The following is a 22128-nucleotide window of genomic DNA, read 5'->3' on the forward strand; positions in this document are numbered from 1 at the left end:
TGTACCCGGCTGCTAGACGCTCGTATAAGACGATCGTCTAGCAGCCGGGCACGGGTGCTGAGGGGTACTGCGGGGTGCCGCCGGGCCGCGCGTCAGATCAGGTTGACCGAACGGGCCGAGGTGGCGCCGATGTCCTCCGCGATCTCCGCGAGCACCGGCGCCGGGAGCGTGTCGTCCACGGTGAGCACGACGAGCGCCTCGCCGCCCTCCTCCGCGCGGGAGACCTGCATGCCGGCGATGTTCAGACCGGCCTCGCCGAGGATCCGGCCGACGGTGCCGACGACACCCGGGCGGTCCTCGTAGCGGAGCACGACCATATGGTCGGCGAGAGCCAGGTCCACGTCGTAGTCGCCGACCGCGACGATCTTCTGGAGGTGCTTGGGGCCGGCCAGCGTGCCGGAGACCGCGACCTCCTCGCCGCTCGACAGGGTGCCGCGCACGGTGACCACGTTGCGGTGGTCGGGCGACTCGGAGCTCGTGGTCAGACGGACCTCGACACCGCGCTCCTGCGCGAACAGCGGGGCGTTGACGTACGACACGGTCTCGTCGACCACGTCCTCGAACACGCCCTTGAGCGCGGAGAGTTCGAGCACCTTCACGTCGTGCTGGGTGATCTCGCCGTACACCTCGACGTCGAGCCGGGCAGCGACCTCGCCCGCGAGCGCGGTGAAGATCCGGCCGAGCTTCTCGGCCAGCGGCAGACCCGGCTTGACGTCCTCCGCGATGACACCGCCCTGGACGTTGACCGCGTCCGGGACCAGCTCACCGGCGAGCGCCAGACGCACCGAGCGGGCGACGGCGATGCCGGCCTTCTCCTGTGCCTCGTCCGTGGACGCGCCGAGGTGCGGGGTGCAGACGACCTGGTCGAGCTCGAAGAGCGGGGAGTCCGTGCAGGGCTCCTTCGCGTACACGTCGAGGCCGGCGCCGGCGACCCGGCCCTCCTTGAGGGCGGTGTAGAGCGCGGCCTCGTCGACGATCCCGCCCCGCGCGGCGTTGACGATGCGGACCGAGGGCTTGACCTTGTGCAGCGCCTCGTCACCGATGAGACCGAGGGTCTCCGGGGTCTTCGGCAGGTGGACGGTGATGAAGTCGGCGACCTCCAGGAGCTCGTCCAGGGCCAGCAGCTTCACCCCCATCTGGGCGGCGCGGGCGGGCTGCACGTAGGGGTCGTACGCGACGATCTTCATGCCGAACGCCGACATGCGCTGGGCGACCAGGACGCCGATGCGGCCGAGGCCGACGACACCGAGGGTCTTCTCGCTCAGCTCGACGCCCGTGTACTTGTTGCGCTTCCACTCGCCGTTCTTCAGCGCGGTGTTGGCCTGCGGGATGTTGCGCGCGGTGGCGACGAGCAGACCGCACGCGAGCTCGGCGGCGGTGACGATGTTCGAGGTCGGAGCGTTGACGACCATCACGCCGGCCTTGGTGGCGGCGGAGACGTCGACGTTGTCCAGACCGACACCGGCCCGGGCGACGACCCGGAGCTTGTTCGCGGCGGCGAGGGCCTCGGCGTCGACCTTGGTCGCGGAACGGACCAGGATCGCGTCCACATCGGCGATCGCGGGGATCAGCTCGGCGCGGTCGGCGCCGTTGCAGTGCCGGATCTCGAAGTCCGGGCCCAGCGCGTCGACGGTGGCGGGCGACAGCTCTTCAGCGATGAGTACGACAGGTTTCGAGCTCACGTGAGTCCTCACAGATCCAGTGCGGACGGCCGTCCCGACGGCCGCAGGCGGTGGAGGGGCTAGCCGCGTGAAAGCGCACGACGCTGTGGGCCTGAACGCGAATGTTGTTGAGCAGTGTAGTGCTGTGTCGGCGCCGTTCATGCGCCTCGTTGGAAGGATCACCCGTCCGTGGTTGGACGGGGTGTCCAACGATGCGGGCAGGGGCCGGACACGGTGTCCGGCCCTCCCCCACGCCCCAGGGGGCGTGGGGGGACCCCCAGCCCGGGAAGGCTTACGCCTCCTCGTCGTTCACCCAGCTCATGAGCTTGCGCAGCTCCTTGCCGGTGGTCTCCAGGAGGTGGTTCTCGTCCTGGGTCTTGTACTCGTTGTACTTCTTCAGACCGCCGTGGTACTCGGCCATCCACTCCTTGGCGAAGGTGCCGTCCTGGATCTCCGCGAGGACCTTCTTCATCTCCGCCTTGGTGGCGTCGGTGATGATCCGCGGGCCGGTGACGTAGTCGCCCCACTCGGCGGTCTCGGAGACCGACCAGCGCATCTTCTCCAGGCCGCCCTCGTACATGAGGTCGACGATGAGCTTCAGCTCGTGGAGGCACTCGAAGTACGCGATCTCCGGCTGGTAGCCGGCCTCGGTCAGGACCTCGAAGCCCGCCTTGACCAGCGCCGCGGTACCACCGCAGAGGACGGCCTGCTCACCGAACAGGTCGGTCTCGGTCTCCTCGGTGAAGGTCGTCTTGATGACGCCGGCGCGGGTGCCGCCGATGCCCTTGGCGTACGAGAGCGCCAGCGCGAAGGCCTTGCCGGTGGCGTCCTGCTCGACGGCCGCGATGCACGGGACGCCGCGGCCCTCCTCGTACTGACGACGGACCAGGTGGCCCGGGCCCTTCGGGGCGACCAGGGCGACGTCGATGCCCTCGGGCACCTTGATGAAGCCGTAGCGGACGTTGAGGCCGTGACCGAAGAAGAGCGCGTCGCCCTCCTTCAGGTTGTCCTTGATGGACTCCTCGTAGACCTGGGCCTGGATCGGGTCCGGGGTCAGGATCATGATGAGGTCGGCCTCGGCCGCGGCCTCGGCGACGGAGACGACGCGCAGGCCCTGCTCCTCGGCCTTGGCCTTGGACTTCGAGCCCTCCTGCAGACCGACGCGGACGTCGACACCGGAGTCACGGAGCGACAGCGCGTGGGCGTGACCCTGGCTGCCGTAACCGATCACCGCGACCTTGCGGCCCTGGATGATGGACAGGTCGGCGTCGTCGTCGTAGAACAGCTCGGCCACTGGGAATCTCCTTGAGGTGCTGGTGTTGCGTCCCACCGTACGGCGGGGAGCGGGAGGAAGGTTTTCGGGTCTCGTCAGTCGGACCGGCGGGTGGACCGCCGGTCGACCGCCGATGACTCTCAGGCGCTGCGGTCGAGAGCCCGCAGGGACCGGTCCGTGATGGACCGGGAACCACGCCCTATGGCGATCGTGCCGGACTGCACGAGCTCCTTGACGCCGAACTGCTCCAGCATCTTGAGCATGGCGTCGAGCTTGTCACTCGAACCGGTGGCCTCGATGGTGACCGCCTCGGGCGAGACGTCCACGGTCTTGGCGCGGAACAGCTGCACGATCTCGACGATCTGGGAGCGGGTCTCGTTGTCGGCGCGGACCTTCACCAGGACGAGCTCACGCTGGATCGCGGCGCTGGGCTCGAGTTCGACGATCTTCAGGACGTTGACCAGCTTGTTGAGCTGCTTGGTCACCTGCTCCAGGGGCAGGCCCTCGACATTGACCACGATGGTGATGCGGGAGATGTCGGGGTGCTCGGTGATGCCGACGGCGAGGGAGTCGATGTTGAAGCCGCGGCGGGAGAACAGCGCGGCGATCCGGGCGAGGATGCCGGGCGTGTTCTCGACGAGAACGGAGAGCGTGTGCTTGGTGGACATGGTCTGGGTCTCTTCCTTTTCGCTCTGCTTCGTTCCGCGCTTCAGTCGTCTTCGCCGTCGCCGAAGTCGGGGCGGACGCCCCGCGCGGCCATGACCTCGTCGTTCGAGGTGCCGGCGGCGACCATCGGCCAGACCTGGGCGTCCTCGTGGACGATGAAGTCCACCACGACCGGACGGTCGTTGATCGCGTTGGCCTCGGCGATGACCTTGTCCAGGTCCGCCGGGTCCTCACAGCGCAGGGCGACACAGCCCATGGCCTCGGAGAGCTTGACGAAGTCGGGGACGCGCGTGCCCTTGTTCGCCTGGACGTCGTCCGGGCCGGAGTGAAGGACCGTGTTGGAGTAGCGCTGGTTGTAGAAGAGGCTCTGCCACTGACGGACCATCCCGAGGGCGCCGTTGTTGATGATGGCGACCTTGATCGGGATGTTGTTCAGGGCGCAGGTGGTGAGCTCCTGATTGGTCATCTGGAAGCAGCCGTCGCCGTCGATCGCCCAGACCGGGCGGTCGGGCATGCCGGCCTTGGCGCCCATCGCGGCGGGGACCGCGTACCCCATCGTCCCGAGGCCGCCGGAGTTCAGCCAGGTGGCCGGCTGCTGGTAGTCGATGAAGTGGGCGGCCCACATCTGGTGCTGGCCGACGCCCGCGGTGAAGATCGTGCCCTCGGGGGCGAGCTGTCCGATGCGCTGGATGACCTGCTGCGGCGAGAGGCTGCCGTCCTCCGGCAGGTCGTAGCCGAGCGGGTAGGTCTCGCGCCAGCGGCTCAGGTCGCTCCACCAGGCGGCGTAGTCGCCCTTGTTGCCCTCGCTGTGCTCGGCCTGGACGGCCTGGACCAGGTCGGCGATGACCTCGCGGGCGTCCCCGACGATCGGGACGTCGGCGGCGCGGTTCTTGCCGATCTCGGCCGGGTCGATGTCCGCGTGGACGATCTTGGCGTACGGGGCGAAGCTGTCCAGCTTGCCGGTGACGCGGTCGTCGAAGCGGGCGCCGAGCGCGACGATCAGGTCGGCCTTCTGCAGCGCGGTGACGGCGGTGACGGCACCGTGCATGCCGGGCATGCCGACGTGCAGCGGGTGGTTGTCGGGGAACGCGCCGAGCGCCATCAGGGTCGTGGTGACCGGGGCGCCGGTGAGCTCGGCGAGGATCTTCAGCTCGGCGGTCGCGCCGGCCTTGATGACGCCGCCGCCGACGTACAGGACGGGGCGCTTGGCGGCGCTGATCAGCTTGGCGGCCTCGCGGATCTGCTTGGCGTGCGGCTTGGTCACCGGGCGGTAGCCGGGCAGGTCCGTCTGCGGCGGCCAGCTGAAGGTGGTCTTCGCCTGCAGGGCGTCCTTGGCGATGTCGACCAGGACCGGGCCGGGACGGCCGGTGGAGGCGATGTGGAAGGCCTCGGCGATCGTCCGCGGGATGTCCTCGGCCTTGGTGACGAGGAAGTTGTGCTTGGTGATCGGCATCGTGATGCCGCAGATGTCCGCCTCCTGGAAGGCGTCCGTGCCGATGGCCTTCGAGGCGACCTGGCCGGTGATCGCGACGAGCGGGACCGAGTCCATGTGGGCGTCGGCGATCGGGGTGACGAGGTTGGTCGCACCGGGCCCCGAGGTCGCCATACAGACGCCGACCTTGCCGGTCGCCTGGGCGTAGCCGGTGGCCGCGTGGCCCGCGCCCTGCTCGTGGCGGACCAGGATGTGCCGGACCCGGGTGGAGTCCATCAGGGGGTCGTAGGCCGGCAGGATGCAGCCGCCGGGGATGCCGAAGACGGTGTCGGCGCCCACTTCCTCGAGAGAGCGGATCAGGGACTGCGCACCCGTGACGTGCTCGACGGCGGTGGCGGGCTGCGCGCCGCTACGGGGCCGCGGCTGCGGATGGTGCCCGGTGGCCTGGTCGGTCATCAGCATCTCTTCTCGAAGCAGAGGGTTTTTGAGAGGTGTTTTACGGGGGTTCGCGTCGCTTTGGGGGTGAGCCGGTGCAACAAAAAACCCCTCGTGCCGTGAGGCAAGCGAGGGGAGCGCGTCGGGTGCATTCTCAGCGGGACCCAGCGGGGTCCTGCTTCAGCCGACGCGCTTTCCAAGTACGAGAATTCGGGTGCGCATGGCACTGACCCTCCCTCTCAGCCCTCACGACTGTCAAGTGGGTGGGACGGGCGTCTCATTATTTGAGCGGAACGGGGGACGGTTTCCGACACGTACGGGGACCGCGCCCGGCAGCGGGTACTCGTCCCGCACCAGCGCCCTGCGCAGCCGGTACTCGTCCAGCGGGCCCGAGAAGGCCATGCCCTGGGCGTGGCCGCACCCCATCGCCCGCAGGGCGACGACCTGCTCCGGCACGTCGACCCCCTCGGCCACGGTCTGCATCCCGAGCTCGCCGGCGATACGGAGCACCCCCCGGGTGATCTTGCGGAGCCGGGCCGACTCGACCACGCCCTCGACGAGCCCCCGGTCCAGCTTCAGTATGTCGACGGGAAGCCGCCGGAGGGCGTTGATCGCCACATGTCCGCTGCCGAATCCGTCGAGCGCGATCCGCACCCCGAGGCGCCGCAGGGTGACCAGGCGCTGCTCCAGCTCGTCGAGCGGGATCCGGGGGTCGCTGTCGGCGAGTTCGACGATCAGGGAGCCGGACGGCAGCCCGTGCCGGGTCAGCAGGGACTCGACCGAGCCGAGCGGCAGCGAGCGGTCCAGGAGGCGGCGGGCCGAGAGCCGGATGGAGACCGGCGCGCGATGGCCGATTCCCGCCCTCTCGGCGGCCTGCTCCACCGCTTCCTCCAGCAGCCAGCGGCCGAGCTCCGCGGTGCGCTCGCTGTCGTCGGTGACCCGGAGGTACTCGGCGGGGGTGAAGAGGATGCCCTGGGTCGACCGCCAGCGCGCCTGGGCGCTGACGGCGGAGATCCGGCCGGTGGCGAGGTCGACGACCGGCTGGTGGAGCAGGGCGAACTCGCCGTCGTGGAGCGCGGTGCGCAGCCGCGCGGCCAGCTCCGTCCTCCGTACCACCTCGGCCTGCATCTGGGGCGCGTAGAGCTCGACGCGGTCCTTGCCGGCGGCCTTGGCCCGGTACATGGCGAGGTCGGCGTTGCGCAGGAGGTCGCCGGCCTCCATGCCGGGCTCGGCGAAGGCGACGCCGATGGAGGCGGCGACCCGCACCTCGTTGCCGCCGTCGACGCGGTACGGCTGGGAGAGCGTGAGCCGGAGGCGGTCGGCGATCTCCTGGACCTGGCTGCGGCGGGCCGCCTGGTCGCGTCCGCCGTCGCCGAGGATCAGCGCGGCGAACTCGTCGCCGCCGAGCCGGGCGGCCGTGTCCCCGGCCCGTACGGAGTCGTGGAGACGGCGGGCGGCCTGGACGAGGAGGTCGTCGCCCGCCTGGTGGCCGAGGCGGTCGTTGACGCCCTTGAAGCCGTCGAGGTCGATGAAGAGCACGGCGGTGCCGGGGTCGGAGGCGCGGCGGCCGCTGAGCGCCTGCCGGACCCGCCGGGTGAAGAGCGCCCGGTTGGGCAGGTCGGTGAGCGGGTCGTGCTCGGCGTTGTGCTGCAGCTGGGCCTGGAGCCGGACGCGTTCGGTGACGTCCCGGCTGTTGAAGATCAGGCCGCCCTGGTGCCGGTTGACCGTCGACTCGACGTTGAGCCAGTCGCCGCGGCCCGAGCGGAAGCGGCACTCGATCCGGGTGGTGGGCTCCTCGGCGGGCGAGACGGCCAGGAAGCGGCGTACCTCGTGGACGACGCCGCCGAGGTCCTCGGGATGGATGAGCGAGGCCAGCTCGGAGCCGATCAGGTCCTCGGCGTCGCGTCCGTACACCCCGGAGGCGGCCGGGCTGACGTAGCGCAGCACCCCGCTCGGCGCGGCGATCATGATGACGTCGCTGGAGCCCTGGACGAGCGACCTGAAGTGGTTCTCCTTCTGGGCCAGTTCGTGGGTGAGGGCGATGTTGTCGAGGAGCATGATGCCCTGCCGTACGACCAGGGCCAGGACCACCGCGCAGCCGGTGAGGACGACGACGCGGTCGACCCTGCGTCCCTCGACGACGTTGTAGAGGATGCCGAGGGTGCAGACGGCGGCGGCGAGGTACGGGGTCAGGGCGGCGAGCGAGCCGGCGACCGGGCGGCTGTGCAGCCACGGCCCGCGTGCCGTGGTCACGCTCTCCGGGAGACGGCGCACCCCCCAGGGCGCGTAGGCGAGCAGCAGGGAGCCGGCGAACCAGCCGGCGTCGAGCAGCTGGCCCGAGGCGTAGTTCTCGCGGAGCAGCGGCGAGGTGAACAGGGCGTCGCACAGGACGGTCAGGGCGAGGGCCGCGATGGCGGTGTTGGTCGCCGAGCGGTTCGCCTGGGAGCGCCGGAAGTGCAGGACCAGGACCATGCTCACGAGCACGATGTCGAGCAGCGGGTACGCGAGCGACAGCGCGGCCTGGGAGACGGACTCCTCCTGGAAGTGGGCCGTGCGCGCGAGGGCGAGGCTCCAGGAGAGCGTGAGCAGGGACCCGCCGATGAGCCAGGCGTCGAGGCCCAGGCAGACCCAGCCGGCCCGGGTGACGGGCTTCTTGGCCAGGACGAGGAGGCCGACGATGGCGGGCGGCGCGAAGAGTAAGAAGAACAGGTCGGCGACGGAGGAGTCCGGCACCTCCGTGCGGAGCACGACCTCGTACCACCCCCACACGGCGTTGCCCGCGGAGGCCATGAACGAGGAGAAGGCGAAGAGCAGCCAGGCGGGGCGGGCGCTGCCGCGGTGGGTCCGGGCGTAGAGGAAGCAGGAGACCGCGGCCGTGAGGGCTGCGGCACTGAGTCCGAAGTCGCCCATGAAGAGCGCGAGTTCCGGCGAGCCCCAGCCGAGCGAGGCGCCGGTGGTGTAGCCCGCGCAGATCAGCCCGAGGGTGATCTGCGCGAGGATCCCGCCGATGCCGGGGCGTCCGGGGTCCGGATGTCCGGGGTCGCCGCCACCGCCACCGACGGAGCGGCGCGCGAGGACGGCCCCGGGCGCGGTCACCGGACCCTCCGGCGCCGCGCCACCGCACCCGGCCGCGTCGTGCGGGCGCGCCGGCGGCTCGTCGACGCGCCCGGGGGCGTGCCCGTCGCAGTCGTGGGGACCGGCGGGGTCCCGCACCTCCGGGGGGACCGGCTCGGGTACGGCGCCGCCACAGGCCTCACTGGCGGGGTGCGACGCGAACGGGGCGGCGCCGTCGGGCGCGTGACCCGGCCCGGTACGGCACTCGCCGTCCGGCCCCGCGTCCGGCCCCGCGTCGGACCCGACGCCTGGTCCGGTGTCCGGTCCGGTGTCCGGTCCGCCGTCCGGACCGCCAGGTGATCCCGCGGGGGGCCCGGCGTCCGGTCCTGTGCGTGGCCCGGTGCCCGGTTCCACGTCGGAGCCGTCCGGTGGATCGGTGGTGCGGGGGGTCCGATGGGCCGCCGCCTGGTCCGGCACGGAACGTGCGAGGCCGGTGGCGAGGCACGGAAGGCCTGTCGGCGGCGTCGCCGCGTCGGATCGTCGCTCCTCCGGCCGTGCTTCACCCGTCGCCCCCCTCGGAACCTGATGACCCGTCACTTCGCTCCCCAGCGTCAGCCCGTACTCGACGCAGTTCCCCGATCCGGGACGATACACCAGGATGGTCACTCAGGGACAGGGTCGCAGTACTCTCCGTGACGGCCCAGGGCTTGTACGCGGGGCGTGTCGGGGGCGCGTACCACCCGACCGGCCCAGCACGACCTGCTCAGCCGGTGGCGAGGAGGACGTTGGCGAGCTCCTCACCCGCCGCGAACCGCCGCAGCTGTCCGGCGATCAGCCGCTTCGCCCGCGGCATGAAGGCCGAAGTGGAACCTCCCACATGGGGACTGATCAGGACACCGGGAGCGTGCCACAACGGATGCCCGGCCGGCAGCGGTTCCGGGTCGGTGACGTCGAGCGCCGCCGTGATCCTGCCGCTCTCGACCTCCTTGAGCAGCGCGGTCGTGTCCACGACCGGCCCGCGGGCGACGTTGACGAGGAGGGCCCCGTCCTTCATCCGGCCCAGGAATCCGGCGTCGGCGAGATGCCTGGTGGCGGGGGTGAGGGGCGTGGAGAGCACGACCACGTCCGCATCCGGAAGCAGCGCGGGCAGCTCCGTCAGGGGATGCACCGGGCCGCGCGCTGTGGTGCGCGCGGAGCGTGCGACGCGCGCCACCCGCGCGCACTCGAAGGGCGCGAGCCGGTCCTCGATGGCGGCGCCGATCGACCCGTACCCGACGATCAGGACGGACTTGTCGGCGAGGGCCGGGTAGAAGCCGGCCCGCCACTCCTCGGCGTCCTGGCCGCGCACGAAGCCGGGGATGCCGCGCAGCGAGGCCAGGATCAGCGCGAGCGTCAGCTCGGCGGTGCTGGCCTCGTGGACGCCCTTCGCGTTGCAGAGGGCCACGCCGGGGGCCAGCGAGTCGATGCCGGGGGTGACGTGGTCGATCCCCGCGGAGAGCGTCTGCACGGCCCGCAGCGAGGTCATCGCGGCCAGCGGCCGGACGGCGATCTCGGAGCCCTTCATGTACGGGACGACGTAGAAGGCGCAGCGCGCCGGGTCGGCCGGGAACTCCGGTCCGCCGTCCCAGAAACGGTAGTTCAGGCCCGACCCCTCCGGGTCGGGGAGTCCTTCGATCTCCTCCGCGGGAATCGGAAGCCACACGTCAGCGGTCGCGTCCTCGTATCTCATGACCGGGAGGCTATGCGAAGAACCCCGTGCGGCATTGGTTACTTTGGGGGACGGCAGAGGGAGGGGTACCGGCAGGTGGAGCGCAGGACTATCGGGGCGACGGCGCTCGACGTGGGTGCGATCGGCCTGGGGTGCATGCCGATGAACTGGGCGTACAGCCGTTCGGAACAACGGGGGGACCGCTCACTGCGGACCGTGCACGCGGCGCTGGACGCCGGGGTGAGTCTGCTCGACACCGCCGACATGTACGGACCGTTCACCAACGAGCTGCTGGTGGGGCGGGTGTTGAAGGAGCGGCGGGCGGAGGCCTTCGTCTCGACGAAGTGCGGGCTGCTCGTCGGCGACCAGCACGTGGTCGCCAACGGCAGGCCGGGGTACGTGCGCCGGGCCTGCGACGCCTCCCTGCGACGGCTCCAGACCGATGTGATCGACCTGTACCAATTGCACCGCGCCGACCCGGAGGTGCCGGTCGAGGAGACCTGGGGCGCGATGGCGGACCTGGTCTCGGCGGGCAAGGTGCGGGCGCTCGGGCTGTGCGCGGTCGGTACGCGGTCGGCCCGCAGGGGCGCGACGGGCGTCAACCGCGACGGGTACGAGGGAACGATCCGCCAACTGGAGCGGGTCCAGCAGGTGTTCCCGGTGGCGGCCGTGGAGGCCGAACTGTCGGTCTGGTCGCAGGAGGCGCTGGTGCGGCTGCTTCCGTGGTGTGCGGCGCGGGGCGTGGGCTTCCTGGCGGCGATGCCGCTGGGGAACGGCTACCTGACCGGGACGCTGACCCCGGGCGGCGGATTCGAGCGGGACGACCCGCGGGCCCGCCACCCCCGCTTCACGGCGGAGATGATGGCGGCGAACCAGCCCATCGTGGCGGGGCTGCGGCGGGTGGCCGCACGGCACGGGGCCGAGGTCACCCCGGCACAGGTGGCGCTCGCGTGGGTGCTCGGCCGGGGGCCGCACGTCGTGCCGGTGCCGGGGGCGAAGCGGGAGCGGTGGGCCGTGGAGAACGCGCGGGCGGCCGGAGTGCGGCTGACGGCGGCCGATCTGGCGGAGATCGCGGCGCTTCCGGCGCCCCGGGGGTCCTGGGACTGAGCGGTTCGCGGGGATCTTCGGCGGTGGGGCGGGAACCTGATCGCGACGAGCGGTGTATCAAGGGTGTAGGGATGCCGTTCGACTGGTCGAAGGGGACCGCGCCATGAGCCGTCCTGTTGTTGTGAAGGCCCTGTGGGGCGCCGCCGTGCTGGTCCTGGTGGCGGGGTGCTCCTCGGGAGGTACCGAGGACCGGCCGGGTGCGGCTCCGCCGACGTCGGCCTCGGGGTCCGCGTCCGCCTCGGGGTCCGCGTCCGCGAGCCCGTCCGGTTCCGCGTCCGGGGCGCCGGCCGCCGCCGGCCGGGTGACGGTGACGGGCGCGCTCGCCGAGGGGCTGAAGTCGCCCTGGGGGCTCGCGGAGCTGTCCGGCGGGGATCTGCTGGTCTCCTCGCGGGACGAGCGGACGATCACCCGGGTCGACGGGCGGACCGGGGCGAAGACCTCGCTCGGCGAGGTGCCGGGGGTGGTTCCGGGCGGTGAGGGCGGGCTCATGGGCCTCGCGGTCCGGGACGGCTGGGTCTACGCGTATCTGACGGCGGAGTCGGACAACCGCATCGTGCGCATGCGGTACGGGGGCGGGGACGGGGACCGGCTCGGCGTGCCGCAGCCGGTGCTGACGGGCATCCCGAAAGGGTTCACGCACAACGGCGGACGGATCGCGTTCGGACCGGACGGCATGCTCTACGCGGGGACGGGCGAGACGGGCCGGACGGGGCTCGCCCAGGACCGGGAGTCGCTCGGCGGGAAGATCCTGCGGATGACCCCGGAGGGCAGGCCGGCACCGGGCAATCCCTTCGCCGGTTCGGTCGTCTACTCGTACGGCCACCGGAACGTGCAGGGAATCGCCTGGGACGCGGAGGGTCGCCTGTGGGCGGCCGAGTTCGGGCAGAACACCTGGGACGAGCTGAATCTGGTCGAGGCCGGGAAGAACTACGGCTGGCCGGAGGCCGAGGGACGGACCGGGCAGGCCGGGTTCGTGGACCCGGTGGCCCAGTGGCCGACCTCGGAGGCCTCCCCCAGCGGGATCGCCTACGCACGGGGCGCGATCTGGATGGCGGGGCTCAGAGGCGAGCGGCTGTGGCGGGTCCCGCTCTCCGGCGCGGAACGCTCGGGGGACCCCGGGGCGTTCCTGACGGAGGAGTACGGACGTCTGCGCACGGTCCTCGCGGGGGACGGCGGGCGACTCTGGCTGGTGACGAGCGAAACCGACACCCGGGGCACCCCCGGGGCCGGGGACGACAGGATCCTCCGGCTGGAGGTGAGCTGAAGGAGCTGGTGACCGTGTTCGACCCGATCGCGGAGCTGTTCGCGCCCGGCCGCAGGCACACCGAGGAGGAGCTGCGCAGGCAGGCTCTGACCAGGGAGGATCCGGGCGACGCCGATCCGTCGCGCGGGCCGATAGACCTCACTTCGGGCCGGGTGACCATACGGGCCACCCGCCGGGCGTCGGGGAGCGAGGCCTCGGGCGACGCCGGGGAGCCCGGAGGGCCGGAGGTGCGCGTCACCGGTGGACCGGGGGTTCCCGTGACCGGTGGACCGGGGGCGGGTGTCTCCCGGGGGTCAGTGGGCGGTGTCGAGGAGGTGGAGGCGGTGGGCCAGGGCGGCGGCCTCGCCGCGGCCGGCGACACCGAGCTTGGCGAGGATGTGGGAGACGTGGACGCTGGCCGTCTTGGGTGAGATGAACAGCTCCTCGGCGATCTGACGGTTGGTGCGGCCGGCCGCGACCAGCCGCAGGACGTCCTGCTCGCGGGGGGTCAGGCCGAAGGAGTCGTCCCCGGTCTCCGCCACCGGGGCCCGCTTCTGCGGCGTCAGGGAGAGACGGGCGCGGGCGGCCAGGAGTTCCACGTCCTCGCGGAGCGGGCGGACGCCGAGGCGGACGGCGGCGGCACGGGCCTCGCGGAGCAGCGCGGTGGCCTCCTCGCGGCGGCCGCCCTCGACGAGCAGGGCGTCGGCGAGGCGGTGGCGGGCGCGGGCCAGCAGGAGGGGACGTTCCAGCGGTTCGTAGGCGGCGGCTACCTCGGCCCAGCGGGCGGCGGACTCGCGGCCCTCGGCGCGGGCGCGCTCCTCGGAGACCTGCTGGGCGTGGGCGGCCCAGACGGGGGCCGGGGCGGCGAGGGCGCGGACGCAGCGGCTGATCACGTCGAGTGCCTCCGCGCGGCCCTCGTCGGCGGCGGGCAGCCCCCGGCTGTCGGCTTCGGCGGTGGCGGCGGTGAGGACGAGCGGCCAGCCGTAGCGGTGGGTGCCGGGCGGGAAGCCGGCCTGTTCGGCGGCGGCGAGCTGGGCCCGGACGTCCGCGACGCGTCCCTCGGCGGCGGCCATGGCGATCTCGATCTGGGCCATGGGCAGGGTGTACTGCGGGATCGGGTCGCGGGTGCCGTAGACGGCGCGGGCGTCGGCGAGGTGGCGGGAGGCCGCGTCGAGTTCACCCCGGGCGGTGGCGAGCTGGGCGAGGCGCAGGGAGGCCGAGCCGCGGGGCTTGGTGCTGGTCCCGGAGCGGAGGAGGAGCCGTTCGGCGGTCTCCTGGGCCTCGTCCCACCGGCCGAGGGAGAAGAGGGACTCGGCCCGGTTGGCCTCGATCCAGCCGATGCTGTCGACGAGTCCGTAGGCGCGGGCGAGCCGGGTGCCGGTGTCGGCGAGTTCGACGGCCTCACGGGAGCGGCCGAGCGACTCCAGGGAGGAGGAGATGTTGATGTGGGCGCGGGCGGTCTCGGTGAACTGGCCCAGCGCGTGGGTCCGTTCCCGTACCTCGTGCATCTCGGCGAGGCCTGCCTCGACGTCCCCGGCCGCGGCCATGAGGGTGCCGAGGGTGAGGCGGGCGTTGAGTTCGATCGACTCGGCCTTGACGTGCCGGGCGTACTCGACGGCGCGTTCGGCGGCGGTGAGGGCGTCGGGTCCGGGGTTGCGGAGCATGCCCCAGCCGGCGGCGCCGACGAGGACCACGGCGTGGACGGCGGAGGGCGGGAGGCCCTTGACGAGTTCCTGGGCGCGGGCGATCTCCTCCCAGCCGTCGCCCCGGCCGAGGTTGGACTGGAGGCGGGCCCTCTCGGTCCAGAACCAGGCGGCGCGGAGGGGGTCCTCGGCACCCGTGCCGTCGAGGAGGCGGAGCGCCGTCTTGCCTATCTTGAGGGCGCGTTCGCGGTCGCCGCTGAGACGGGCGGCGACGGCGGCCTCGGCGAGCAGGTCGAGGTAGCCGAGCGCGGTGGTCTCGGGGTCGCAGCCGCAGGGCGGGTAGGCCTCGGCGTAGTCGATGGGCCGGAGCGAGCCGCGGATCTCGGCGGGGGCCTCGTCCCAGAGTTCCATGGCCCGTTCGAGGAGGCGGAGCTGCTCGGCGTAGGCGTGGCGCTTGCGGGTCGCGACGGAGGCGCGGAGGACGGCGGGCAGGGCCTTGGCCGGGTCGCGCGCCTGGTACCAGTAGGTGGCGAGCCGGTTGGCGCGCTCGTCGGCCCGGACGAGCGTCGGGTCGGCCTCCAGGGCTTCGGCGTAGCGCCGGTTGAGGCGGGAGCGTTCGCCGGGCAGCAGGTCGTCGCTGACGGCCTCGCGGACCAGGGAGTGGCGGAAGCGGTAGCCGTCGCCGTCGGGGACGGCGAGCAGGAGGTTGGCGCCGACGGCCGCCCGGAGCGCCTCGATGAGTTCGTCCTCGGTGAGACGGGCGACGGCGGCGAGCAGTCCGTACTCGACGGTGGAGCCGCCCTCGGCGACGATCCTGGCGACCCGCTGGGCGTCTTCGGGGAGCGTCTCGACCCGGACGAGCAGGAGGTCTCGCAGGGAGTCGCTGAGCTGGCCGAGGGCGCAGCCGGCCTCGTGGGAGACGACGAGTTCCTCGACGAAGAAGGCGTTGCCGTCGGAGCGTTCGAAGACTTCCTCGACGAGGCCGGGGGCGGGTTCGGCGGCGAGGATGCCGGTGAGCTGGCGGTGCACCTCGGTGCGGGTGAAGCGGGCGAGTTCGATGCGGCGGATGGTCCGGAGCCGGTCGAGTTCGGCGAGGAGGGGGCGCAGCGGGTGGCGGCGGTGGATGTCGTCGGCGCGGTAGCTGGCGACGACCACGATCCGGCCGCGGCGCAGGGTGCGGAGGAGGTAGGTGAGGAGGTGCCGGGTGGAGGCGTCGGCCCAGTGCAGGTCCTCCAGGACGAGCACGATCGTGTGGTCGGTGGCGAGCCGTTCCAGGAGCCGTACGGTCAGTTCGAAGAGACGGGCGGTGGAGTCCTCGTCGGAGGAGTCGTGGCCGCCGGGGTCGCCCAGTTCGGGCAGCAGTCGGGCGAGTTCGCTCTCCTGGCCGTCGACGGCGGCGGTGAGCTCGCCGGGGAGGCGGCGGCGCAGGGAGCGCAACGCGGTGGCGAAGGGGGCGAAGGGGAGTCCGTCGGCGCCGAGTTCGACGCAGCCGCCGAGCGCGACGACGGCGCCCTGTCCGCGGGCCGTGTCGAGGAACTCCTCGATGAGCCGGGTCTTGCCGACCCCCGCCTCACCGCCGATGAGCAGGGCCTGGGGCTCTCCCGCGGTCGCGCGGGAGAGCGCCTCGGCGAGGGCGGTGAGTTCGCCGGCGCGGCCGACGAACACGGGGCTGACTGACCTGGTCTCCACGGCGCCGAGCATCGCACAGGCGTCCACGTCATCGCCCATAAGGGCTCACGCGGCCCGGACGAAGCGGCCACGGCCGTCGCCACTCACCCGCCCCTCGGCGTCCTGGCCCCCGCTCCGGCGGCCGAGGCGGCGCAGCCCCCGGGCGGAGCCGGCCGCCCTGGCGGCCTCGCGGGACAGTCGCTGGGCGGCGGCCTCACGGACGAGCTGGGCGTGGTTCATACGGTGGAGTTCGTACGCGAACATCGGGGTGCTCCCTGGTTCTTTCGGCTTCGGTATCGCTTTCCGCGATGCCTCCACTGTCGTTTCCCAGGGGGTGCGGCCACATCGGGCGAGTGCCGCATGTTCGGGGTACGGGGGTCCTTAGGCGGGCCCCAGGGGGGCCTTAGGCGTCAGGATCCGGCGGTCGGGAGGCTCAGGAACAGGTCGAAGTAGGTGACGACCGACAGGAGCAGGCCGAGGGCGCCCAGGACGGCACCGGCGACGGCGACCGCGCGGACCCAGGTGGGACGCCCGGGAAGGACGAGCACGAGGACGGCGACGAACAGGGCGACGAACGCGAAGACGCCGTTCACCAGGGCGGTGCTGTGCCAGGCGTCGCCGTAGATCTCGGAGATCTGCTGGGTCGGGGTGCCGGCTCCGGAGGTCTTGATCTGCCCGATGAGGGTCTCGCGCTCGGAGACGATCTTGCCGGTCCAGGTGCCGGTGAGCGCCACGGCCCCGAGGGCGGCGGAGACGACGGCCGCGGCGGCGCCGCCGAGGCCGGCGGAGGCGGGGGCCGACTCCGAGGACAGCTCCTCGTCGTCCTCGTCGTCCTCTTCGTCCTCGACGAGGCCCTCGGAGGGCTCGCCCTCCGGCGCGTCCAGCGGGTCCGCGCCCTCCGCGCGCGCGTCGGCCCTCCCGCTCTTCTCGGCCTTCTCGGCGCTCTCGGTCCGCTCCACCTTCTCGGCGTTCTCCGCCGTCTGGGCCCCGTCGGTCTTCTCGGTCGTCTTGATGTCCATGCGGCGCACGGTAGGGGGCCCTCATGAGAGCTGTCTTAACGAGCCGTGGAACCGGATCGGGATCTGGTCCGGGCCGCCTTCGCCCCGCGCCCTCAGCTGGTCCGGGCCGCCTTCGCCGCGCGCCACTCGGGGGCCAGCACGGCCCAGACCTCGGTGTCGGTGCGGGTGCCGCGGTGCGGGTAGTTCTCCCGCAGCACGCCCTCGCGCGTCATGCCGAGGCGGCCGGCCACGGCGGTGCTCGCCCCGTTCTTCGACGAGGCGTGCCATTCGACGCGGTGGATGCCGCGCTCCTCGATCGCCCAGTCGATGATGACCCGGCAGGCCCGGGTGATCAGGCCCTTCCCGACGGCGGCGGGCTCCAGCCAGCAGCCCGCCTCGGCGGTCCCGTACGTCACGTCCATGGTCCGGAAGAGGACACCGCCGACGAGCGTGCCCCCGGTCCAGATGCCGTAGATGCGTCCGGCGTCGTTCGCGGCCTTCTCGGCGTACGAGCGGAGGAAGGAGCGGGAGGAGTCGAGGTCGGCGACGAAGTCCGGGAGGGCGATGTGCTGCCCGATGAACTCGCGGCCCCGGTCCATGTGGGCCAGGAACTCCCCGGCCTGCCAGGGCTCCAGAGGCCGCAGCTCGGCACCGTCGTCACCCAGCGATATCGCGAACATCGTCGTTCCTCTCCTCCACGGCCGGGGCCGTCACGCGTTGTGCGGGGATCTTCGCACGCGTGTCGGCGGCCTCCCGGCACTCGGGGGGTTCGATGCTGATCCGGGGCAGCAGGCGGTCGAGCCACTTCGGCAGCCACCAGTTCGCCCCGCCGAGCATGTGCATGAGGGCGGGGACGAGGAGCGTCCGCAGGACGAAGGCGTCCAGGGCGACGGCCGCCGCGAGCGCGATGCCGAACATCGCGATGACCCGGTCCCCGGAGAGCACGAAGGCGAGGAAGACCGCGATCATGATCACGGCCGCGGAGTTGATCACGCGGCTGGTCTCGGCGAGACCGACCCGGACCGCCCGCCGGTTGTCACCGGTCTCCAGCCACTCCTCGTACATCCGGCTGACCAGGAAGACCTGGTAGTCCATGGAGAGTCCGAAGAGGACGGAGACCATGATCACGGGGAGGAAGGGTTCGATCGGCCCGGCGCTGCCGAGGCCGAGGAGTTCACTCCCCCAGCCCCACTGGAAGACCGCCACGACGACGCCGAAGGCTCCGGCGACGGCGGCGACGTTCATGGCGGCGGCCTTGAGCGGGATGCCGATCGAGCGGAAGGCGAGCAGGAGCAGCAGACAGCCGAGCGCGATGACGACGCCGACGAAGAGCGGCAGCTTGCCGACGATGATCTCGGCGAAGTCGTCGTACGTGGCGGTGACGCCGCCGACGTGGACGTCGAGGGAGGTGCCGGCCTCGGCCCCGGGGAGGACGTCCGCGCGGAGCCGGTCGACGAGCTCGCTGGTGGCCTTGGACTGGGGCGAGGAGTCGGGGACGACGGTGAGGACGGCGGTGTCGCCGGAGCTGTTGTAGGTGACCGGGGAGACGGACGCGACCCCGCGGGTGGCGGAGAGGACGTCCGGCAGCCGGTCGAGGGCGAGCCGGTCGTCGGCGCCGTCGAGGTCGGCGACGAGGGTGAGGGGGCCGTTGACGCCGGGCCCGAAGCCGTCGGCGATCAGGTCGTACGCCTTGCGCGTGGTCGCGACGGCCGGGCCGTTGCCCTGGTCGGAGGTGCCGAGGTGGAGCGAGAACGTGGGCAGGGCGAGGACGCCCATGACGACGGCGGCGACCGCCCCGAGGAGCTTGGGGTGCCGTTCGACGAAGGCGGACCAGCGGGCGGCGAATCCGGTGGGCGGTTCGGGCCGCGGACCGTGCTCGGCGAGGGTCCGGCGTTCGCGCCGGGACAGCGCCCGGGTGCCGATGAGGGAGAGGAGCGCCGGGAGGAGGGTGACGGAGGCGGCCACCGTGAGGACCACGGTGAGGGAGGCGGCGATGGCGACGCCGTTGAGGAAGCCGAGCCGCAGGATCAGCATGCCGAGCAGTGCGATGCAGACGGTGGCCCCGGCGAAGACGACGGCCCGGCCGGTGGTGGCGACGGCCGTCTCGGCGGCCTCGGCGACGGACAGACCGCGTTTGAGGCCTCGGCGGTGTCTGGTGACGATGAAGAGGGCGTAGTCGATGCCGACGCCCAGGCCGACGAGCATGCCCAGCATGGGGGCGAAGTCGGCGACGGTCATCAGATGACCGAGGAGCACGATCCCGGAGTAGGCGATGCCGACGCTGACGAGCGCGGTCGCGATGGGGAGCGCGGAGGCGGCGAGGGAGCCGAAGGCGAGGAAGAGGACGACGGCGGCGACGGCGACGCCGACGACTTCGGCGATGTGCCCGCCGGGGGCCTCGGTGAGGGCGACGGCGCTGCCGCCGAGTTCGACGGCGAGGGAGTCGTCGGCGGCGGCCTTCGCCGTGTCGACGAGGGCGCGGGCCTGCGCCTCGGGGATGTCGTCGGCCTGCTCGTGGAAGGTGACGGTGGCGTAGGCGGTGTGTCCGTCCTCGCCGACCTGTCCCCGGGTGTCGCCGTAGGGGGAGGTGACGGCCGCGACGCCGGGCAGGTCGGCGACCTCGTCGAGCATCGCCGTCATGCGCCGCTCGACGGCGTCGGCGCGGACGCTGCCCCGGTCGGTGTGCCAGACGATGGTGTCGCTGTCGCCGCCGAGGTCGTGGAAGCCGCGTTCGAGGAGGGCGGTGGCACGGCCGGACTCGGTGCCGGGCACCTCGTAGTCGTTGGAGTACGCGCTGCCGGCGACGACCGCCGCGGTGCCGGCCCCGCCGAGGGCGAGGAGCCACAGGAGGACGGCGACGAGGCGGTGCCTGATGCACCACCGGGCGATGGCTGCCAAAGGACGTGCTCCCTGGGTGGTTCGTGGATCTTTCGCGGGAGGACGACGCGAGAAGAACGCATGAGCTACGTGCGCCCACTGTGGCAGCCAAACGTGATCGTTTGTCCGTTTCGTGGCGATGCTCACAGGCGTGCCCGGGGGTTCGGGACCGAGGTCCTGAACGCCCGGGCGGAACGGCTCACCGTGGGTGCTCAGCCGGAGACGCTGGCCCGGCCGTTCTCGATGTGGCCCATGAGCCGGCGGCGGAAGCCACCGGGTGCGGTCACCTCGACGTCGTACCAGCCGTGCGCGTCGGCGGCCGAGTGGACGACGGTACGGGTCCTCCCGGGCTTCACGGTGACGGTGCGGGTCCAGTCGGCGAGGTCGTCCTCCTCCACGTACCCGAGCGGGCGCACCGTGAAGGAGACCGGGCTCCGGCCGGTATTCCGTACGGTGAGGTGCAGGTCACGGTCGTGGTGGTCGATCCGCGAGGCCAGCTCGGCACCGCCCGTCGCGGGCCCCTCGAACTCGCGGCGGAATCCGTTGGGGCCGGTGATCGTGAAGCAGTAACGATCACCCGGAACGGGGACGGTCCACTCCCCCGCCCCCCTGACGTCCCGGTGCTGCGGGACGGCGAACTCGCCCGCGTACGGGTAGAGGGCGAAGTGCGCGCTCGCCTTCCCCCGGTTGCTCAGCCCGACCCGCACGGAGCCGGCGCGGACGGTCGCGTCGGCGTCCGGCTGGTACGGCAGCGGGCGGGCGCGGCGGACCCCCGGCTCCTGGACCGGCATCCGCTGCACGGCCGGGGGCTGCGGCCGCCAGCGGCCGGAGAAGGGCGGGATCGGGCCCGGCTGCTCGACGTCGGGCCGTCTGCGGCCCCGCTCGAAGTCGAAGGCGGAGGTGAGGTCGCCGGTGACGGCCCGGCGCCAGGGGGTGATGTTGGGCTCCCGGATGCCCGTGAGCCGCTCCAGGAAGCGGATCACCGAGGTGTGGTCGAAGGTCTCGGAGCAGACGTACCCGCCGACCGACCAGGGGGAGACGACGAGCAGCGGGACCCGGATGCCGAGCCCGGTGGGCTGGCCCTTCCAGCGCTCGTCCGTGTCGTCCGCGGGCGGGACCGGCGGCGGCACGTGGTCGAAGAAGCCGTCGTTCTCGTCGTAGTTGATGAGGACGACGGTGTGGCGCCAGACGTCCGGGTGCGCGCCGAGGGCGTCGAGCACCTTGTAGACGAGGGTCGCGGAGGCGATCGGCGACGAGGAGCCGGGGTGCTCGGAGTCGATCGCGGAGGGCACGAGGTAGGAGACCTCGGGCAGGGTGCCGGCGGCGACGTCGGCGCGGAAGGCGTCGGCGAGGGTGCCGGTCTCGACACGGCGCAGTCCGCGCTCGAAGAGGGAGCGCTCGGCCTTCGTGAGTTCGGCGACGCCCTGCTCCAGGAGATCGAGGAGCCGGGTGCGCCCGGCCGTGTCCCCGTCGGCGTCGGCGTCGCGGACGGCGGCGTAGAAGGACTCCATGAAGGTGTGCCCGCCGGTGTGGGCGAGCGCCTTGCGGGCGATCTTCTTGAAGCTGGTGAAGAACTCGATGTTGTTGTCGGTGAAGTTCTCCCACTCGGTGTACGTCTTCCAGCTGCGCCCGGCGGCTTCGAGCCGCTCGGCGTAGGTGGACCAGCCGTAGCCGGGGTGGGTGCCCTCGGCGTAGGCGGCGTTGGTGACCGCCCGGCTGCCGTCGGCCTCGAAGCCGGTCCAGCCGGACCAGAGGTGGTTGCGGTTGGGGCTCGTCGAGGTGTGCACGGACGAGTGGTAGGCGTCGCAGACGGTGAAGGTGTCGGCGAGCTCGTAGTGCAGGGGGATGTCCTGCCGGTCGTAGTACGCCATGGTGGCGGCGGTCTTGGCCGAGACCCAGCCGTCCATCCAGCCCTCGTGCCAGGCCTTGCCGCCGCCGCCCCAGGAGTGGTCGAGGTCCCCGATGTACTGGAGGTTCTTCTTCTGGGTCTCGGCGGCGCCGCGGATCGGGAAGGGCAGTACGGTGCGGCCGAGGGCGGCGGGCTGTTCGAACACCGGCTTGCCGGAGGGAAGTTCAATGGCATTGCGGTCGCCGAATCCGCGGACGCCACGGAGGGTGCCGAAGTAGTGGTCGAAGGAACGGTTCTCCTGCATCAGGATCACCACGTGCCGGACCGCCGACAACCCCCCGGCCGGGGGCTCCGCGGCCATCGCGGCCTGCAACGACGGCGGCAGCAACGAGCCGGCGGCGGCGACGCCGAGGGCGCCTCCGCCCAGCGCGAGGAGCCTTCTGCGGGACATCTCGGATGACAAGACCGACCTCCAGTCGACGGCCAATGGTTCGCCTTCGAGCCATTGGTTGGT

General features: G+C 72.2%; 15 protein-coding genes. 3 read left to right on the forward strand and 12 right to left on the reverse strand.

The window, feature by feature from the left end; translation table 11 throughout:
• Positions 1-92: 92 nt before the first annotated feature.
• The 6 genes from serA to ACRRSS_RS28255 all read right to left on the reverse strand — a co-directional run bounded on the left by serA (position 93) and on the right by ACRRSS_RS28255 (position 10250).
• A complete protein-coding gene (gene serA / locus ACRRSS_RS28230) occupies positions 93-1682 on the reverse strand; it encodes a phosphoglycerate dehydrogenase (RefSeq protein ID WP_435973876.1) in 1590 nt (529 codons plus the stop codon).
• 271 nt (positions 1683-1953) lie between these two features.
• Complete coding sequence (gene ilvC, locus ACRRSS_RS28235) at positions 1954-2955, reverse strand: ketol-acid reductoisomerase (protein WP_435973877.1); 1002 nt, start codon at positions 2953-2955, stop codon at positions 1954-1956.
• A gap of 119 nt (positions 2956-3074) precedes the next feature.
• Positions 3075-3602, reverse strand: a complete 528-nt coding sequence (gene ilvN, locus ACRRSS_RS28240; protein WP_351909000.1) for an acetolactate synthase small subunit — start codon at positions 3600-3602, stop codon at positions 3075-3077.
• Between the two features lie 41 nt (positions 3603-3643).
• Positions 3644-5488: an acetolactate synthase large subunit gene (locus ACRRSS_RS28245; protein ID WP_435973878.1), complete on the reverse strand. Its 1845-nt coding sequence runs from the start codon at positions 5486-5488 to the stop codon at positions 3644-3646.
• A 234-nt stretch (positions 5489-5722) separates the two neighbouring features.
• Positions 5723-8563 carry a putative bifunctional diguanylate cyclase/phosphodiesterase gene (locus ACRRSS_RS28250; protein ID WP_435973879.1) on the reverse strand — a complete coding sequence of 947 codons (2841 nt, stop codon included), beginning with the start codon at positions 8561-8563 and terminating at the stop codon, positions 5723-5725.
• A 721-nt stretch (positions 8564-9284) separates the two neighbouring features.
• Positions 9285-10250: a 2-hydroxyacid dehydrogenase gene (locus tag ACRRSS_RS28255; RefSeq protein WP_435973880.1), complete on the reverse strand. Its 966-nt coding sequence runs from the start codon at positions 10248-10250 to the stop codon at positions 9285-9287.
• Positions 10251-10325: 75 nt separating this feature from the next.
• On the opposite strand from ACRRSS_RS28255, the gene ACRRSS_RS28260 reads away from it, so the two are divergent.
• From ACRRSS_RS28260 to ACRRSS_RS28270, 3 genes are all read left to right on the forward strand, one after another.
• Entirely contained in the window at positions 10326-11336 is a 1011-nt protein-coding gene (locus tag ACRRSS_RS28260; RefSeq protein ID WP_435973881.1) for an aldo/keto reductase, read from the forward strand.
• Positions 11337-11439: 103 nt separating this feature from the next.
• Positions 11440-12600, forward strand: coding sequence for a PQQ-dependent sugar dehydrogenase (locus ACRRSS_RS28265; RefSeq protein ID WP_435973882.1), 1161 nt, complete (start codon positions 11440-11442; stop codon positions 12598-12600).
• 14 nt (positions 12601-12614) lie between these two features.
• On the forward strand, positions 12615-13010 hold the full coding sequence (locus tag ACRRSS_RS28270) for a DUF6191 domain-containing protein (RefSeq protein ID WP_435973883.1): 396 nt from the start codon (positions 12615-12617) through the stop codon (positions 13008-13010).
• Here the strand turns inward: ACRRSS_RS28270 and ACRRSS_RS28275 are convergent.
• From ACRRSS_RS28275 to ACRRSS_RS28300, 6 genes are all read right to left on the reverse strand, one after another.
• Complete coding sequence (locus ACRRSS_RS28275; RefSeq protein ID WP_435975447.1) at positions 12894-15923, reverse strand: helix-turn-helix transcriptional regulator; 3030 nt, start codon at positions 15921-15923, stop codon at positions 12894-12896. The genes ACRRSS_RS28270 and ACRRSS_RS28275 overlap by 117 nt on opposite strands.
• A gap of 33 nt (positions 15924-15956) precedes the next feature.
• A complete protein-coding gene (locus tag ACRRSS_RS28280) occupies positions 15957-16154 on the reverse strand; it encodes a hypothetical protein (RefSeq protein ID WP_435973884.1) in 198 nt (65 codons plus the stop codon).
• Positions 16155-16300: 146 nt separating this feature from the next.
• The gene (locus ACRRSS_RS28285; protein ID WP_435973885.1) at positions 16301-16909 is read right to left on the reverse strand and encodes a hypothetical protein; all 609 of its coding nucleotides are present in this window, start codon (positions 16907-16909) and stop codon (positions 16301-16303) included.
• 92 nt (positions 16910-17001) lie between these two features.
• Positions 17002-17568, reverse strand: coding sequence for a GNAT family N-acetyltransferase (locus ACRRSS_RS28290; RefSeq protein WP_435973886.1), 567 nt, complete (start codon positions 17566-17568; stop codon positions 17002-17004).
• Complete coding sequence (locus tag ACRRSS_RS28295) at positions 17546-19786, reverse strand: MMPL family transporter (RefSeq protein ID WP_435973887.1); 2241 nt, start codon at positions 19784-19786, stop codon at positions 17546-17548. Before ACRRSS_RS28295 ends, ACRRSS_RS28290 begins: the two co-directional genes overlap by 23 nt.
• A 191-nt stretch (positions 19787-19977) precedes the next feature.
• On the reverse strand, positions 19978-22077 hold the full coding sequence (locus ACRRSS_RS28300) for a phosphocholine-specific phospholipase C (protein WP_435973888.1): 2100 nt from the start codon (positions 22075-22077) through the stop codon (positions 19978-19980).
• Between the last annotated feature and the right edge of the window lie 51 nt (positions 22078-22128).

This window comes from Streptomyces sp. Qhu_M48 (genome assembly GCF_051305195.1).
Classification (GTDB): Bacteria; Actinomycetota; Actinomycetes; order Streptomycetales; family Streptomycetaceae; genus Streptomyces.